15 protein-coding genes and 1 pseudogene are annotated in these 14739 nt (G+C 72.7%); 8 read left to right on the top strand and 8 right to left on the bottom strand.

The genetic code is table 11. The annotated features are described in order from the left end of the window. Positions 1–27 precede the first annotated feature (27 nt). The 3 genes and pseudogenes from GV126_RS08015 to GV126_RS36290 all read left to right on the top strand — a co-directional run. On the top strand, positions 28–702 hold the full coding sequence (locus GV126_RS08015) for a hypothetical protein (protein WP_159663964.1): 675 nt from the start codon (positions 28–30) through the stop codon (positions 700–702). Beyond that, a complete protein-coding gene (locus GV126_RS08010) occupies positions 692–1393 on the top strand; it encodes a class F sortase (protein ID WP_419796040.1) in 702 nt (233 codons plus the stop codon). Before GV126_RS08015 ends, GV126_RS08010 begins: the two co-directional genes overlap by 11 nt. 21 nt (positions 1394–1414) lie before the next feature. Continuing rightward, positions 1415–1553: pseudogene (locus GV126_RS36290) on the top strand (sugar ABC transporter ATP-binding protein); the annotation flags it as partial. Positions 1554–1587: 34 nt separating this feature from the next. Here the strand turns inward: GV126_RS36290 and GV126_RS08000 are convergent. Genes GV126_RS08000 through GV126_RS37140 form a run of 3 tightly spaced genes read right to left on the bottom strand, consistent with a single transcriptional unit; the run spans position 1588 to position 3358 of the window. Next, positions 1588–2706: an RNA-guided endonuclease InsQ/TnpB family protein gene (locus GV126_RS08000; RefSeq protein ID WP_438947873.1), complete on the bottom strand. Its 1119-nt coding sequence runs from the start codon at positions 2704–2706 to the stop codon at positions 1588–1590. Continuing rightward, positions 2592–3179: a hypothetical protein gene (locus tag GV126_RS07995; protein WP_438947833.1), complete on the bottom strand. Its 588-nt coding sequence runs from the start codon at positions 3177–3179 to the stop codon at positions 2592–2594. The genes GV126_RS08000 and GV126_RS07995 overlap by 115 nt, the downstream gene beginning before the upstream one ends. Positions 3180–3226: 47 nt before the next feature. Next, the gene (locus GV126_RS37140; protein WP_268977401.1) at positions 3227–3358 is read right to left on the bottom strand and encodes a hypothetical protein; all 132 of its coding nucleotides are present in this window, start codon (positions 3356–3358) and stop codon (positions 3227–3229) included. Positions 3359–3460: 102 nt separating this feature from the next. Between GV126_RS37140 and GV126_RS07990 the strand changes: the two genes are divergently transcribed. After that, positions 3461–6253: a penicillin acylase family protein gene (locus GV126_RS07990; protein WP_159663958.1), complete on the top strand. Its 2793-nt coding sequence runs from the start codon at positions 3461–3463 to the stop codon at positions 6251–6253. Positions 6254–6344: 91 nt separating this feature from the next. Here the strand turns inward: GV126_RS07990 and GV126_RS07985 are convergent, their stop codons facing one another. After that, positions 6345–7592, bottom strand: coding sequence for an exo-beta-N-acetylmuramidase NamZ family protein (locus GV126_RS07985; protein WP_185947565.1), 1248 nt, complete (start codon positions 7590–7592; stop codon positions 6345–6347). A 210-nt stretch (positions 7593–7802) separates the two neighbouring features. On the opposite strand from GV126_RS07985, the gene GV126_RS07980 reads away from it, so the two are divergent. Genes GV126_RS07980 through GV126_RS07970 form a run of 3 tightly spaced genes read left to right on the top strand, consistent with a single transcriptional unit; the run spans position 7803 to position 10850 of the window. Next, a complete protein-coding gene (locus GV126_RS07980) occupies positions 7803–8567 on the top strand; it encodes an SDR family oxidoreductase (protein ID WP_159663954.1) in 765 nt (254 codons plus the stop codon). Next, the gene (locus tag GV126_RS07975) at positions 8564–10228 is read left to right on the top strand and encodes a class I adenylate-forming enzyme family protein (RefSeq protein ID WP_159663952.1); all 1665 of its coding nucleotides are present in this window, start codon (positions 8564–8566) and stop codon (positions 10226–10228) included. The genes GV126_RS07980 and GV126_RS07975 overlap by 4 nt, the downstream gene beginning before the upstream one ends. Positions 10229–10256: 28 nt before the next feature. After that, entirely contained in the window at positions 10257–10850 is a 594-nt protein-coding gene (locus GV126_RS07970) for a TetR/AcrR family transcriptional regulator (RefSeq protein WP_159663950.1), read from the top strand. On the opposite strand, the gene GV126_RS07965 is transcribed toward GV126_RS07970, so the two are convergent. Next, positions 10789–11709 (bottom strand): LysR family transcriptional regulator, encoded by a 921-nt coding sequence (locus GV126_RS07965; RefSeq protein WP_159663948.1) that lies wholly within the window; start codon positions 11707–11709, stop codon positions 10789–10791. The two genes, GV126_RS07970 and GV126_RS07965, sit on opposite strands and share 62 nt — an antisense overlap. A gap of 75 nt (positions 11710–11784) precedes the next feature. On the opposite strand from GV126_RS07965, the gene GV126_RS35685 reads away from it, so the two are divergent. Beyond that, positions 11785–11931: a hypothetical protein gene (locus tag GV126_RS35685; RefSeq protein WP_185947566.1), complete on the top strand. Its 147-nt coding sequence runs from the start codon at positions 11785–11787 to the stop codon at positions 11929–11931. Between the two features lie 7 nt (positions 11932–11938). Here GV126_RS35685 and GV126_RS07960 read toward each other — a convergent pair whose 3' ends face one another. The 3 genes from GV126_RS07960 to GV126_RS07950 form a co-directional block, all read right to left on the bottom strand. Then, positions 11939–13153, bottom strand: coding sequence for an acyl-CoA dehydrogenase (locus GV126_RS07960; RefSeq protein ID WP_159663946.1), 1215 nt, complete (start codon positions 13151–13153; stop codon positions 11939–11941). A 6-nt stretch (positions 13154–13159) separates the two neighbouring features. Continuing rightward, positions 13160–14194 (bottom strand): phosphotransferase family protein, encoded by a 1035-nt coding sequence (locus tag GV126_RS07955; RefSeq protein ID WP_159663944.1) that lies wholly within the window; start codon positions 14192–14194, stop codon positions 13160–13162. Between the two features lie 211 nt (positions 14195–14405). Further along, positions 14406–14739, bottom strand: a 334-nt coding sequence (locus GV126_RS07950) for a DUF202 domain-containing protein (RefSeq protein ID WP_438947832.1), incomplete at its 5' end; no start/stop codon positions are given.

Below are 14739 nucleotides of genomic sequence, written 5' to 3'. Positions count from 1 at the left end.
AAATCGTCTGACTCGGAGGAACGCGTCATGCCCACCCTGACACTCCCACGCACCCTCGGCTCCCGCGTCGGTGCGACCGCGGCCCTGACGGTCCTGACCCTGGCGGGTGCCACGTGGCTGGCGGCGCCGGTCGCCAAGGCCGCTCCGGGAGACGCCGGCGACATCAGGATCCACCGCGTGGGTGTGCCCTACGGCGTCCCGAAGGACGACCCGGCCGTCTGCAAGTTCTATCTGGAGGCGGCGAACTTCGGCGAGCTGACGACCGTGGGGTACACCATCCAGGCCCAGCCGCCGCTGCCCAGCAGCGCCACCGTCACCGGCGCCATCGCCCTCGGCCTCAACTCCGGTTCCGGGCACACCGACGAGATGACGCTGGCCGACGGGCAGTACCGGCTGACCTGGACCATCGGCACCAACCCCAAGGAGAAGATCTTCCGGGTCAACTGCCACCAGGACGGCCAGCGCCACGACGGCCCGAACCAGCAGATCGAGGACCAGGACCACGACGAGCACGGCGGCGGCGCGGGCGGCCACGGCGACCCGTCCGGCCCCAGGGGCGGCGTGCACGCGGGCGGCGGCGGTCTCGTCGACCCCGCGCAGGCCTTCTCCCCGGTGGCCGCGGCCGGGGCCGTGGGCCTAGTCGTGGTCAGCGCGGTCGCGTACCTCCGGCTGGTCCGCCGGCGTCCCCGCCGTGCCGCGTAGGCGCAGACGCAGACCCTGGTACCGGACCCGCGCCTACCGTCTGGCCAGGACGGCCGTGCTCGCGACCGTCCTGGTGACGCTGGGGGTCCGGTGCGAGGGGCACCACGAGCACACCGCCCCGGACCGGGCCGCCGGCCCGCACAGCCCCGGCACGGACACCGCCGGCGGGCAGGCCGACCCGGACGCGGACGACCGGGCCGCCCCGGCACCCGCCGCGCCCCCGCCCGAGCCGCTGCCCCGCTCCCGGGCGACGCACCTGCGCATCCCCTCCCTCGGGATCGACGCACCCGTCGTCGCCATCGGCCTGGACGCCGACCGGCAGTTGCAGACCCCGCCGGTGGACCAGCCCAAGGTGGTCGGCTGGTACGACCGGGGTCCCTCGCCGGGGGAGCCGGACACGGCCGTCGCGGTCGGGCACCGCGACACCACCACCGGCGCCGCCGTCTTCGCCGCGCTCGGCCAGGTCGAGCCGGGCCGCCACATCGAGGTGCGGCGCGCGGACGGCCGTACCGCCGTCTACACCGTGGACAAGGTGCGCGTGTTCGACAAGACCCGCTTCCCCGACAAGGAGGTGTACGGCCACTCCCGCCGCCCCGAGCTGCACCTGATCACCTGCGGCGGCCTCTACACCCGCCGCACCGGCTACTCCAGCAACGTCGTCGTCTTCTCCCACCTGACGTCGACGAAGTGAGCGGGCCGCGCCCCATCCCAGCGCGCCACTCCTGACCTCGCCTTGCGGCACGGCATGCAGGCGCCGCTGCTGGTGGGACTTTGCCCACCAGTTCGTCTTCGCCCAGCACGGCGACCGTATCTGCCCGGCCCCGGAGCACCTGCCGGATCTGGGGGATTGACTGCTCCCCTCCCTGAAGGGAGGGGATTCCTGGCTCAGGCAGCCTCCCGGAGCGGCGCTCCGGGAGGTCTTGCGCCCTCGATGCCAGCCGGGTCCAGACCTGCCCGGAGGAGCATCACGCGCGCGGAGTTCTTGTCCCGTGGCGAGACGGCTCCGCACGCGGTGCAGGTGTAGGTGCGTTCCGACAGCGGCAGGGCGTGCTTGGTTCTCGCTCCGCACCTGCCGCAGTCCATCGTGGTGTACGCGGGATGCACCAGCCGCACGTCCCGGCCGTGCTTGCGGCCCATCTCGATCAGGGCCTGCTTGGTCGCACCGATCGCGGCGTCCGCCGCCTTCCTGGCCATCGACGACCGGGCCAGGAACCTGGGCCGGAAGTCCTCCACCGCGATCACGTCATGGTCGCGCACCACCTTCTTCGCCCACTTGCGTGCCGCGTCCTGCCGCTGCCGGGCGATCTTCGCGTACGTCTTCGCCCGCCACCTCTTCGCCTCCCGGTACCCCTTCGACGCCGCCTGCCCCTTGGCCGGTTTGCGGCGGGCCATCATCCGGTCGTACCGGGACAGCTTCACCTGCGCCTTGAGCCCGTACTGAGGGTGCGGGAGGTCGTGGGCGTCGGAGGTGGTGGTCGCCGTCTCCCTCACACCCCAGTCAACCCCCAGGACGCGTCCGGTCGGCGGCAGCGGCTCGACCGGGGCGCGCACGACGAAGGAGGCGTACCAGGCGCCGAGACGGTCGCGGTAGACCCGCACCGAGGAGGGTTCGGCAGGCAGTGGCCGGCACCACACCACGGTCAGGACGAGGCCGCCCGCCAGGTGCAGGCGCCCGTCCTTGAGACGGAAGCCGCGCCGGGTGTAGTTCAGCGTCGGCCGCGCACGGTGCTTCCGCCTGTGCCGGGGCATGCCCGCCCGCCGCTTGAGCGGGAGCCGGTCCTTGATGTCCTTCAGCGCCTTGGTGCGGGAGGCGGCGAAGTCGCGGATGGTCTGCTGCTGCGGCACGGACGAGCCCGCCGCCAGCCACGGAGTGACGGCACGAGCCTCCGTCAGCATCTTGTCCAGCCGTGCCGGACCGCACGCCTCCCCCTCAGCGTGGGCCTTCTTCGAACGGGCCACACACTCGTTCCACACCCAGCGGCAGCGGCCCCACTCCGCCTCCAGCCCCTTGCGAGCCGTGGCCGACACCCGCAACCGGTAGGTGTACCGCGCGTGCCCCGCCGCCTCCCCGGTCGCCGGCGCAGCACCTCCGCCAGCGGCTCGGACGGGTGCACCCGCGGGGCGTCGCCCCAGGCGACCCCGAATCCGCCCCAGGTCAGCCGGTGCCAGTCGTCCACGCTGCCCGGCCGGCGCAGCCCGTCGTGCTTCTCCTTCCTGCGGCGCCGGGCGAACTCGACCTCGTAGTCGAGCCAGACCGCCCGCGCCTCCTCCAGCTCCTCCAGCGCGGCCACGAGGCGCGCCGGATCGGGGGACCTGTCCTCGGGTCCGAACCCGGCCCGGGAGCACAGATGGTCCCAGGTCGCCCTGTGCCCGTAGGGAGCGAACCGCTCAAGGCACTTGCGCAGTGAGTAGCGCCGCAGCGCCAGATCGCACCGCGGGTCCCTCACCTGTCTCGCCAGACTCCGGAAACCGGCCATCGCCCTGCACCTCCGTCACACCTGCACCTGTACATCGGTCACTTCGGTCACTTCGGCGTCGCCGCACGGCCGCCGCACGCGGCGGTCGTACGGGCGTCGCCGGATAGACGTGCCGAGCCGCGAATCGGCTCCATCCGATTTCCGATGACCGCCATAACTTCGCCCTTGTCGACCGTCATGTCCGCCACGGGGCCACTCCCGAAAAAGTGACGCATGTTCATCTTCCAACTCGGGGATACCGGCGGTAACGTGCCGCCCCGTCCCCGTCGGGAGGAGCAGTCATGCCACGGCGCATCCCACGCAACGCGCTCGACGAAGTGAGAACTCCCCGCAGATTCCCCGGGTTCCTGAAGACGGCCTCCGTATGCGTCCTCATTGCCGGTCTTTTGTCACCCTTTTCCCAAGCGGTGGCCGCGGACGCCACCCCGAAGGCCGCCGCGGACGACTACTGCGGCGGCCGGTGCTCGGACATCCTGCCGCCCGGTGAGAACGGCAACGCCACCCTCGCCCAGATCCTGCTCAACCAGGGCTTCGGCACCCAGCCCGGTCACGCCGAGGACCAGCTCGGTCCGTACGCGAACCTCGCCACGGGCTACCCGGCCCTCACCGACGCCAAGATCAACAGCTTCTTCAACGACGCCTCGTTCGGCGTCCCCGCCGACCAGGTCGCCTCCACCGAGAAGCCCGCCGGGCGCGGCGACGTCACCATCGTCCGCGACAAGAAGACGGGTGTGCCGCACATCACGGGCACCACGCGCTACGGCACCGAGTTCGGCGCGGGCTACGCCGCCGCCGAGGACCGACTGTGGCTCATGGACGTCTTCCGGCACGTCGGGCGCGGCCAGTTGACCTCCTTCGCCGGCGGCGCCGCCGCCAACCAGGGCCTGGAGCAGCAGTTCTACCGCAACGCCCCCTACACCGAGGCCGATCTGCAGGCGCAGATCGACAACGCCGTCGCGCACAACGGCGCCCGCGGGCAGCAGGCCCTCGCCGACGTGAACGCCTACCTGGCCGGCATCAACGCCTACATCGACGCCTCCGACTCCGGCCGCTACTTCCCCGGCGAGTACGTCCTGACCGGCCACAAGGACGCGCTCACCAACGCCGGGAAGATCGAGCACTTCAAGGTCACCGACCTGGTCGCGCTGGCCTCCGTGGTCGGCTCGCTGTTCGGCTCCGGCGGGGGCGGCGAGGTGAACAACGCCCTGTCCCTGCTGGCCGCCCAGGCCAAGTACGGCGTCGACGAGGGCACCAGGGTCTGGGAGTCCTTCCGCGAGCGCAACGACCCCGAGGCCGTCCTGACCCTCCACGACGGCCAGAGCTTCCCCTACGCCACCAAGCCGGACGCACCGAAGGGCGAGGCGCTGCCCGATCCCGGCTCGGTGACCCAGGAGCCGCTGGTGTACGACCGCACCGGCAGCGCGGCGAGTGCCGCCGCCAAGAGCGCCTCCACCACGGCCGCGAAGTCCACTCTCTCCTCCGCCCGCCGGGGCATGTCCAACGCCCTCGTGGTCAGCGGCGCGCACACCGCGAGCGGCCACCCGGTCGCCGTGTTCGGCCCGCAGACCGGCTACTTCGCGCCCCAGTTGCTGCTGCTCCAGGAGATCCAGGGCCCGGGCATCAGCGCCCGCGGCGCCTCCTTCGCCGGCCTGAGCATGTACGTGGAACTCGGCCGCGGCCAGGACTACGCGTGGAGCGCCACCACCTCCGGCCAGGACATCATCGACACCTACGCCGTCGAGCTGTGCCAGGACGACCACCACTACCTGTACCACGGCACCTGCACGGCCATGGACCAGGTCGAGCGGGCCAACTCCTGGAAGCCCACGGTCGCCGACGGCACGGCCGCCGGCTCCTACACGATGCGGGTGTGGCGCACCGAGTACGGCCCGGTGCAGTACCGCGCCACCGTCGGCGGCAAGAAGGTCGCCTACACCACCCTGCGCTCCTCCTACCTGCACGAGGCCGACTCCATCATCGGCTTCCAGATGCTCAACGACCCCGACTTCGTCAAGGGACCGCAGGACTTCCAGCAGGCCGCGCAGCACATCAACTTCACGTTCAACTGGTTCTACGCCGACGCGCAGCACACCGCGTACTACAACAGCGGCGACAACCCGGTGCGGGCGAGCGGCGTGGACGCCGAGTTCCCGGTGTGGGCGCAGCCGGCGTACGAGTGGCGCGACTGGGACCCGGCCACCAACACCGCCGCCTACACCCCGCCCGCCGAGCACCCGAACTCCATCGACCAGGACTACTACACCTCCTGGAACAACAAGCAGGCGAAGGACTACACGGCCGCGCCCTGGGGCGAGGGCTCGGTGCACCGCGGCGACCTGCTGGACGACCGGGTGAGCAAGCTCGTGGCGGCCGGCGGGGTCACCCGCGCCTCGCTGACCCGGGCGATGGCGGACGCGGCCCTGACCGACCTGCGCGCCGAGGACGTGCTGCCGCACCTGCTGAAGGTCATCGACAGCGCGCCGGTGGCCGACCCCACGGCCGCCGCGGCCGTGAACACGCTCGACGCCTGGCTGTCCGCGGGCGGCAGGCGCACCGAGACCTCGGCCGGCTCGAAGACGTACGCGCACGCCGACGCCGTGCGGATCCTGGACGCCTGGTGGCCGCTGCTGGTCAAGGCCGAGTTCGAACCCGGCCTCGGCAGCGACCTGTACACCGCCCTGACCGGCAACCTGGCCGTCGACGAGTCGCCGTCGGCCGGGCACGGCCCGACCGGCGCGCACGCCGGCAGCGCCTTCCAGTACGGCTGGTGGAGCTATGTCGACAAGGACATCCGGGCGGTGCTCGGTGAGCAGGTGCGCGGTCCGCTCGCCAGGAAGTACTGCGGCGGCGGCGACCTGAGCGCCTGCCGGGACACCCTGATCGCCACCCTGAAGCAGGCGGCCCGGGCGACCGCCGCCCAGGTCTACCCGGGCGACGACCAGTGCGCGGCGGGCGACCAGTGGTGCGCGGACTCGATCGCCCAGCGTCCGCTGGGCGGCATCGAGCACGGCAGGATCAGCTGGCAGAACCGGCCCACCTACCAGCAGGTGGTGGAGTTCGCCTCGCACCGGTGAGACACCGCGGCGGCGGGCCGGCGCCTGCGGCCCGCCGCCGTGACCTCACACGCGGTTCTCCGCGCGCGGCGCGCCTCACACGCGGTCCACCTCACTTGTAGAGCAGGTAGTGCTGCCGCACCCGGCGGAACGCGGCCAGTTCCTCCTGCCAGGCGGCCACCACCTCGTCGGGGCCGGCCCCGGCGTCGATCATCGTGCGCACCCGGGCGGAGCCGGTGAGCTTGTCGATCCAGTTGTCCGAGCGCCAGGCGAAGCCGCTCCAGACCCGCTTGGCCGTCACCAGCAGGGCGATGCCGGTCCGTACGGGGTCGAAGGCGTCCCGGTCGTGGACGTGGATCTGCACCCCGCCGATCGTCGTGCCCTGGAACTTGGAGAAGGTGGGCGCGAAGTACGCCTCGCGCAAGCGCACGCCGGGCAGGTCCAGCGCGTTCGCCGCCTCGGCCCAGCGCCCGTCGAGGCCCTCGGCGCCGAGCAGTTCGAAGGGGCGGGTGGTGCCGCGGCCCTCGGAGAGGTTGGTGCCCTCGAACAGGCACGTGCCGGAGTACACCAGGGCGGTGTCGGGCGTCGGCATGTTGGGGCTCGGCGGCACCCAGGGCAGCCCGGAGGCGTCGTAGAACTCCGCGCGCCGCCAGCCCGTCATCAGGACCGTCTCCAGCGGCACCGGCTCGGCGAGGAACTCGCCGTTGAACAGCCGTGCCAGCTCCGCGACCGTCATGCCGTGCGCCTGCGCGATCGGCTGGCGGCCGACGAAGGTCGCGAACTCCTTGTGCAGCACCGGCCCGAGGGCCGCCCGCCCGGTCACCGGGTTCGGCCGGTCCAGCACCACGAACCGCTTGCCGGCCAGCGCGGCGGCCTCCATGCAGTCGTACAGCGTCCAGATGTAGGTGTAGAAGCGGGCGCCCACGTCCTGGATGTCGAAGACGACCGTGTCCACACCGGAGGCGGTGAAGACGTCGGCGAGCGGCTGCCCGCTCTTGAGGTACGTGTCGTACACCGGCAGCCCGGTGGCCGGGTCGTCGTAGCGGCCCTCGGAGCCGCCGGCCTGCGCGGTGCCGCGGAAGCCGTGCTCGGGGCCGAAGACGGCGACCAGGTCCACCCGGCGGTCGGCGTGCATCACGTCCACGATGTGGCGCACGTCCCGGGTGATCCCGGTCGGGTTGGTGACGATGCCGACCCGCTGTCCGTCGAGCAGCGCGTAGCCGTCGGCGGCCAGGCGCTCGAACCCGGTGCGCACCGTCCGGCCGCGGCCCTGCGGGGCCGCCTGCGCCTGCGCGGCGGGGACGGTCGAGGCCGCGACCGCGGCGGTGGTGGCGAGCAGGCTGCGTCTGGACAGCTTCATGCGGTGACCTCCGTGATCCCGGCACGTGTCATGGTCACGCACGCTAGCGCGCGCCCCGGCCGGCTGGGAACGAACCGGCGGCACCGTCCATGGTCCACACCACTGGCGGTGCCGGCTGTGCGACACCCCTTCCCGCGCCACATACCGACCGGTTAGTGTGGCGCGGCAGAGCCGATGCGCGTCGCGTCGCAGTCGTGTCGAAGGAGACCGATGGTGGAAGCCGTTCAGGGAGCGGGAGTCGTCGTCACGGGGGCCGGGGGCGGCATCGGGGCCGCGCTGGCCCGCCGGTTCGCCGCCGAGGGAGCCCGCGTCGTCGTCAACGACCTCGACGCGGACAAGGCGCGGTCCGTCGCCGAGGAGATCGGCGCCGTCGCCCTGCCCGGCGACGCCTCTTCGATCGTCGCCGAGGCACGGGACGCCCTCGGCGGCACCATCGACGTCTACTGCGCCAACGCGGGTGTGGGCACCGGCGGCTCGGAGGCGGCCGGCGAGGAGGCGTGGGCACGCGCCTGGGACGTCAACGTCATGGCCCACGTCCGCGCCGCCGAGGCGCTGGTGCCGGCCTGGCTGGAGCGCGGCAGCGGCCGGTTCGTCGCCACCGTCTCCGCCGCCGGACTGCTCACCATGGTCGGCGCCGCCCCGTACAGCGTCACCAAGCACGGCGCCTACGCCTTCGCCGAGTGGCTCTCGCTCACCTACCGCCACCGCGGCATCAAGGTCCACGCGATCTGCCCGCAGGGCGTGCGCACCGACATGCTGGACGCCACCGGCAGCGTGGGCGACCTGGTGCTCCGGCCGACCGCGATCGAACCGGAGGACGTGGCCGACGCCCTGTTCAAGGGCATCGAGGAGGACCGCTTCCTAATCCTGCCGCACCCCGAGGTCGCCGGCTTCTACCAGGCCCGCGCCGCCGACCCCGACCGCTGGCTGGTCCACATGAACCGCATCCAGCAGAAGTGGGAGGAGAACCGGTGACCGCCTCGCGCTACGCCGCCAAGCCCTGGCTGGCCCTCCTCACCGACGCCCAGCGCGCCCCGGTCGACCCCGACGACTCCCTGGTGCACGCCCTGCGCCGGGCGGTCGCCGAGGCCCCGGACCGCACCTTCCTGGCCTACTTCGACGCCCGCCTGACCTACCGCGAGGTGGACCGGCTCAGCGACTCGGTCGCCGGGCACCTGGCCGCGCGCGGGGTGGAGCGCGGCGACCGGGTGGCCGTCGTCCTGCAGAACTCCCCGCACTTCGTGCTCGCCGTCCTCGGCGCCTGGAAGGCCGGCGCGACCGTCGTCCCGGTCAACCCCATGTACAAGTCGGCCGAGGTCTCCCATGTCCTGAAGGACGCCGAGGCGGCCGCGCTCGTCTGCTCCGACCGGGCCTGGCAGGCGTATCTGCGCGACACCGCCGCCGGCTCGCCGGTGCGGGCCGTGCTCACCGCCTGCGAGCGGGACTTCCAGACCCGCGACGACGCGCGGGTGCTCGGCTTCGAGCGACTGGAGCCGGCCGCGGACGCCGACGACCTGACGGCCGTGGCCCGCGCGGGCCACCGGCCCCCGGAAGGCCGTGACCCGCTCCCCGGCGACATCGCGCTGATCAGCTACACCTCGGGCACCAGCGGCACCCCCAAGGGCGCCACCAACACCCACCGCAACATCATGTACAACGCCGAACGGCAGCGCACCGGCCTGGACCTGCCCGAGGCGCCGGTGTACTTCGCGATGGCGCCGCTGTTCCACATCACCGGCATGGTCTGCCAGTTCGGCGCCTGCCTGAACAGCGTGGGCACCCTGGTGCTGGCCTACCGCTTCGAGGCGGGCGTGGTCCTGGAGGCGTTCGCCGAGCACCGGCCGCACTACACCGTGGGCCCCTCCACCGCGTTCATGGCGCTGGCCGCCCACCCGTCCGTCACCCCGGACCACTTCTCCTCCTTCGAGGTCATCTCCTCCGGCGGCGCACCGCTGCCGCCCGCCCTGGTGGAGAAGTTCCGGGCCGGCTTCGGGCCGTACATCCGCAACGGCTACGGCCTGACCGAGTGCACCGCGCCCTGCGCCTCCGTGCCGCCCGGCCACGAGGCCCCCGTCGACCCGGTCTCCGGGACGCTCGCGGTGGGCGTGCCCGGCCCCGACACGGTGGTGCGGATCCTCGACGACGCCGGGCAGGAGGTGCCCTTCGGCGAGCAGGGCGAGATCGTCGTCAGCGGCCCCCAGGTCGTGCCCGGCTACTGGCGGCGGCCCGACGCCACCGCCGAGACCTTCCCCGGCGGCGAGCTGCGCACCGGCGACATCGGGTTCATGGACGAGCGAGGCTGGCTCTACGTCGTGGACCGCAAGAAGGACATGATCAACGCCTCCGGCTTCAAGGTGTGGCCGCGCGAGGTGGAGGACGTCCTCTACACCCACCCGGCGGTGCGCGAGGCGGCCGTCGTCGGCGTGCCCGACGGCTACCGCGGGGAGACCGTCAAGGCGTACATCAGCCTGCGCCCCGGCGCCGAGGCGGACCCGGACGCGCTCGCCGCGTACTGCAAGGAGAGACTGGCCGCGTACAAGTACCCGCGGCAGGTGGAGATCCTGCCGGAGCTGCCGAAGACGGCGAGTGGGAAGATCCTGCGTCGGGAACTGCGTTCCCGCACGCGAGACAGCTAGCAGAGTTACGGAGAGGCAGGTGGCGGCAGTGCCCAGGACGACGGACAAGGACGGCACGCCCGTGCCCCAGCGGCTCCTGGCCGCCGCCACCCGGCTCTTCGCCGAGCAGGGCTACGACCGCACCTCCGTGCAGGAGATCGTCGAGGCCGCGGGGGTCACCAAGGGCGCGCTCTACCACTACTTCGGGTCCAAGGAGGACCTGTTGCAGGAGGTGTACGCGCGGGTCCTGCGCGTCCAGCAGGAGCGGCTGGACCACTTCGCCGGCCTGGACGCGCCGGTGGAGAAGCGGCTGCGCGACGCGGCGGCGGACGTCGTGGTGACCACGATCGAGAACCTGGACGACGCGTCGATCTTCTTCCGCTCCATGCACCACCTCAGCCCCGAGAAGCACAAGCAGGTGCGCGCCGAGCGCCGCCGCTACCACGAACGCTTCCGCGCGCTCATCGAGGAGGGCCAGCGGCAGGGCGTCTTCTCCACGGCCACCCCCGCCGACCTGGTGGTGGACTACCACTTCGGGTCCGTCCACCACCTGTCCACCTGGTACCGCCCCGACGGCCCGCTCACCCCGCAGCAGGTCGCCGACCATCTGGCCGACCTGCTGCTGCGGGCGCTGCGGCCGTGAGGTGACGCAGCAGGGCCGCAGCCGCGGGGTTGCGCGGCCGCGGCCCGCGACCGGCCAGCACGACCGTGCGGCCCGGCTCGGGCTGCCGGATCCGTACGCAGGGCAGCCCGGCCCGCTCCCCGATGGCCCGGGGCACGAACGCCACCCCGATCCCGGCCCGCACCAGCTCCACCAGCAGCCCGATCTGCGTGACGTCACAGGTGATACGGCGCTCCAGGCCGCAATGGGCGGCCAGGCGCCGCACGGCCGTCTCCAGGCCGGTCCCGGCGCGGAAGTCGACGAAGGGTTCCTCGGCGAGGTCCTTGATGAGGGTGCGGCCCGCCTTCGCCAGCGGGTGTCCGGGCGCGGTGACCAGCACCAGCTCCTCCTGCCAGGTGGCGTGCACCGTCAGGCCCTCGGGCAACGGCCGCGCGTCCGGCGCCAGATACGCCAGGTCCAGCTCGCCGGCCCGTAGCGCCTCGGTCAGTTCGGCCACCGGCGCGTCCCGCACCGACACCTGCACACCGGGCACGTCCCGGTGGAAGGCGGCCAGTTCGGCGGGCAGGTCGACGCAGGTCAGCGTCTGGATCGTGCCGATGGACACGCGGCCGGTGGCCAGGTCGGTGACGGCCGCGACCGCGTCCTTGACCGCCTCGGCGGCGGCCAGCAGCGCCCGGGCCTGCGGCACCAGCGCCCGCCCGGCCTCCGTCAGCACCACCCGGCGGCCCGTGCGCTCGAACAGCTCGGCACCCAGCTCCCGTTCCAGGTTGCGGATCGAGGTGCTCAGCGCCGACTGGACGATCAGCTCGGCGCGCGCGGCGGCCGTGAAGCCGCCCTCGGTGACGACCGCCATGAAATGACGGAGCTGACGGATCTCCATCCATCTATTTTAAAGATGGAAGCCAGCGAATCCATCTGTTGGACCGCTCGGGGTGCCGCGGCCGAAGCTGAGGCCATGGATCACGTACCCGTGCTCTGGACCGCCGCCTACGCCCCGCGCCGCCCGGCCGCCTTCCGTTTCGCGGCCCGCCAACTCCTGCGCGCACGCTGCTTCCTGCGCGCGCTGGCGCTGGCGGACCACACGCCGTCCGGCGGCTACTGACCGGGGCTCACAGGTACCTCTTCAGCTCCCGTCGTGCCAGCGACCGCTGGTGCACCTCGTCCGGGCCGTCGGCGAGCATCAGGGTCCGCGCGCCCGCGTACAGCTCGGCCAGCGGGAAGTCCTGGCTGACGCCGCCCGCGCCGTGCAGCTGGATCGCCCGGTCCAGGATGCCCACCACCGCCCGCGGGGTGGCGATCTTGATGGCCTGGATCTCGGTGTGCGCGCCCCGGTTGCCGACCGTGTCCATCAGCCACGCGGTCTTCAGCACCAGCAGCCGCAACTGCTCGACCTGCACCCGGGCGTCCGCGATCCAGTTCTGCACCACGCCCTGCTGGGCCAGCGCCTTGCCGAACGCCTCACGGGACACCGCCCGCCGGCACATCAGCTCGATGGCCCGCTCGGCCATGCCGATCAGCCGCATGCAGTGGTGGATGCGGCCCGGACCGAGCCGGGCCTGGGCGATGGCGAAGCCGCCGCCCTCCTCGCCGATCAGGTTCGACACCGGCACCCGCGCGTGGTCGAAGACCACCTCGGCGTGACCGCCGTGGTAGTGGTCCTCGTAGCCGAAGACCTGCATCGCCCGCTTCACCGTGACGCCCGGGGTGTCGCGCGGCACCAGCACCATGGACTGCTGGCGGCGGATGTCCGGCCCGTCCGGGTCGGTCTTGCCCATCACGATGAAGATCGTGCAGTCGGGGTGCATCGCGCCGGAGATGTACCACTTGCGGCCGGTGATGACGTACTCGTCGCCGTCCCGCTCGATGCGGGTGGTGATGTTGGTGGCGTCCGAGGAGGCCACCTCCGGCTCGGTCATCGCGAACGCCGAGCGGATCTCACCGGCCAGCAGCGGCTCCAGCCACTGCTTCCTCTGCCGCTCGTCGCCGAACTGCGCCAGCACCTCCATGTTGCCGGTGTCCGGGGCCGCGCAGTTGGTGGCGGTGGGCGCCAGCTGCGGGGAACGGCCGGTGATCTCGGCGAGCGGCGCGTACTGCAGGTTGGTCAGCCCGGCCCCGTACTCGGCGTCCGGCAGGAACAGGTTCCACAGGCCCTGCCGGCGGGCCTCGGCCTTCAGCTCCTCCACCACCGGCGGGGTCTGCCACGGCGAGGCGAGCCGCGCCCGCTGCTCGTGCGCGACCTGCTCGGCCGGGTACACGTGCTCGTCCATGAAGGCGAGGAGTTTCGTGCGCAGTTCCTCGGTGCGCGCGTCGAACGCGAAGTCCATGCTGGATCAGCCCTCCTGAAGGCCTTCGTGAAGAGTGGTCAGGCCGTGCCGGATGAAGACGGGAACGAGGTCGCCGATGCGGTCGAAGCCGCGGCCGACCGTCTGGCCGAGCGTGTAGCGGTAGTGGATGCCCTCCAGGATCACGGCCAGCTTGAACCAGGCGAACGCCGTGTACCAGGACAGCCCGCTCACGTCCCGCCCCGAGCGCGCCGCGTACCGCTCGACCAGCTCGGCGGGCGAGGGGTGCCCCGGGGCCTCGGCGGTGGTGGACACCGGTGAGTCGGGCAGGCCCAGCGGCGTGCAGTACATCACCAGCAGGCCCAGGTCGGTCAGCGGATCGCCGAGCGTGGACATCTCCCAGTCGAGCACCGCCGTGATCCGGTCGTCGTCGCCGATGAGGGCGTTGTCCAGGCGGTAGTCCCCGTGCACCACGGCCGGCGCGGGGGAGACGGGCAGGTGCCGGCCGAGGGCCGCGTGCAGTTCGTCGATGCCCTCCAGTTCGCGGTTGCGGGAGGCGTCCAGCTGCTTGCCCCAGCGCCGCAGCTGCCGGTCCAGGAAGCCCTCCGGGCGCCCGAAGTCCGCCAGGCCCACCTCGGCCGGGTCCACCGCGTGCAGCTCCACCAGCGTGTCCACCAGCGACAGCACCGCGCCGCGGGTGCGCTCCGGGCCGAGCGGGGCGAGCTGTGCGGCGGTGCGGTACGGCGTGCCCTCGACGAACTCCATGACGTAGAACGGCGCCCCCAGCACCTCCTCGTCCTCGCACAGCAGCACCGGACGCGGCACCGGCACGCGCGTGGGGTGCAGCGCGCTGATCACCCGGTGCTCGCGCCGCATGTCGTGCGCGGTGGCCAGCACGTGTCCGAGCGGCGGCCGCCGGACGACCCACCGGGAGGTGCCGTCCGAGACCGTGTACGTCAGGTTCGACCGTCCGCCCTCGATCAGCCGGCCGGTCAGGGGGCCCTGGGCCAGGCCGGGCCGCTCGCGGTCGAGCAGTCCGCGCAGGCGGTCGAGATCGAGACCGGGCGGGTGGTCGGGGCTCATGCACGCTCCTACAGGACGCGACGACATCGATGGCGACCATCATGCTGACTAGTCGGTATGTCGTCCAGTGCGCGGGCCGAACGTGACCGGGGACACGACGGGAGGAAGCCGGAGGAACATCAAGAGGAGGACTGTCCGCGCGTCCGACAGGTCCGGCGCCCGACCGGCCCACGCGCTCGATCGGCCCGGTACCCCGGCGGCCCCGGTGTCCTCACACCACCAGCGCCGTCGCGCACACCGCCAGGGCCACCGTGCAGACGGCCGCCGCCGCGGCCAGGCGCGGGGCGAGCGCCGGCGGGGCGGCCGACCGGCCCAGGCGGCGGATGCGCACCTCGGCCAGCAGCAGGAAGCCCAGCCACAGGACGCAGCACAGGGCGCACACGGTCAGGCCCGCGGGCGACGGCCCGCCGTGCAGGGCCGTCTTGACGGCGAGCACGGCGGCGACCGTGGCGGACAGGGTCGTCCGCCGCCAGGCGAGCCGGGTCCGCTCGGGCTGCAGCCCGGGGTCCCGGTACGGGCCCGCGGCCCCGGCGCCGTGCCCGCCC

Origin of the sequence: Streptomyces mexicanus, assembly GCF_902506575.1 — a bacterium.
Taxonomy (GTDB): domain Bacteria; phylum Actinomycetota; class Actinomycetes; order Streptomycetales; family Streptomycetaceae; genus Streptomyces; species Streptomyces mexicanus.
Note: the sequence above shows the minus strand (reverse complement) of the source record. Positions and strands in the feature narration are given on the sequence as shown.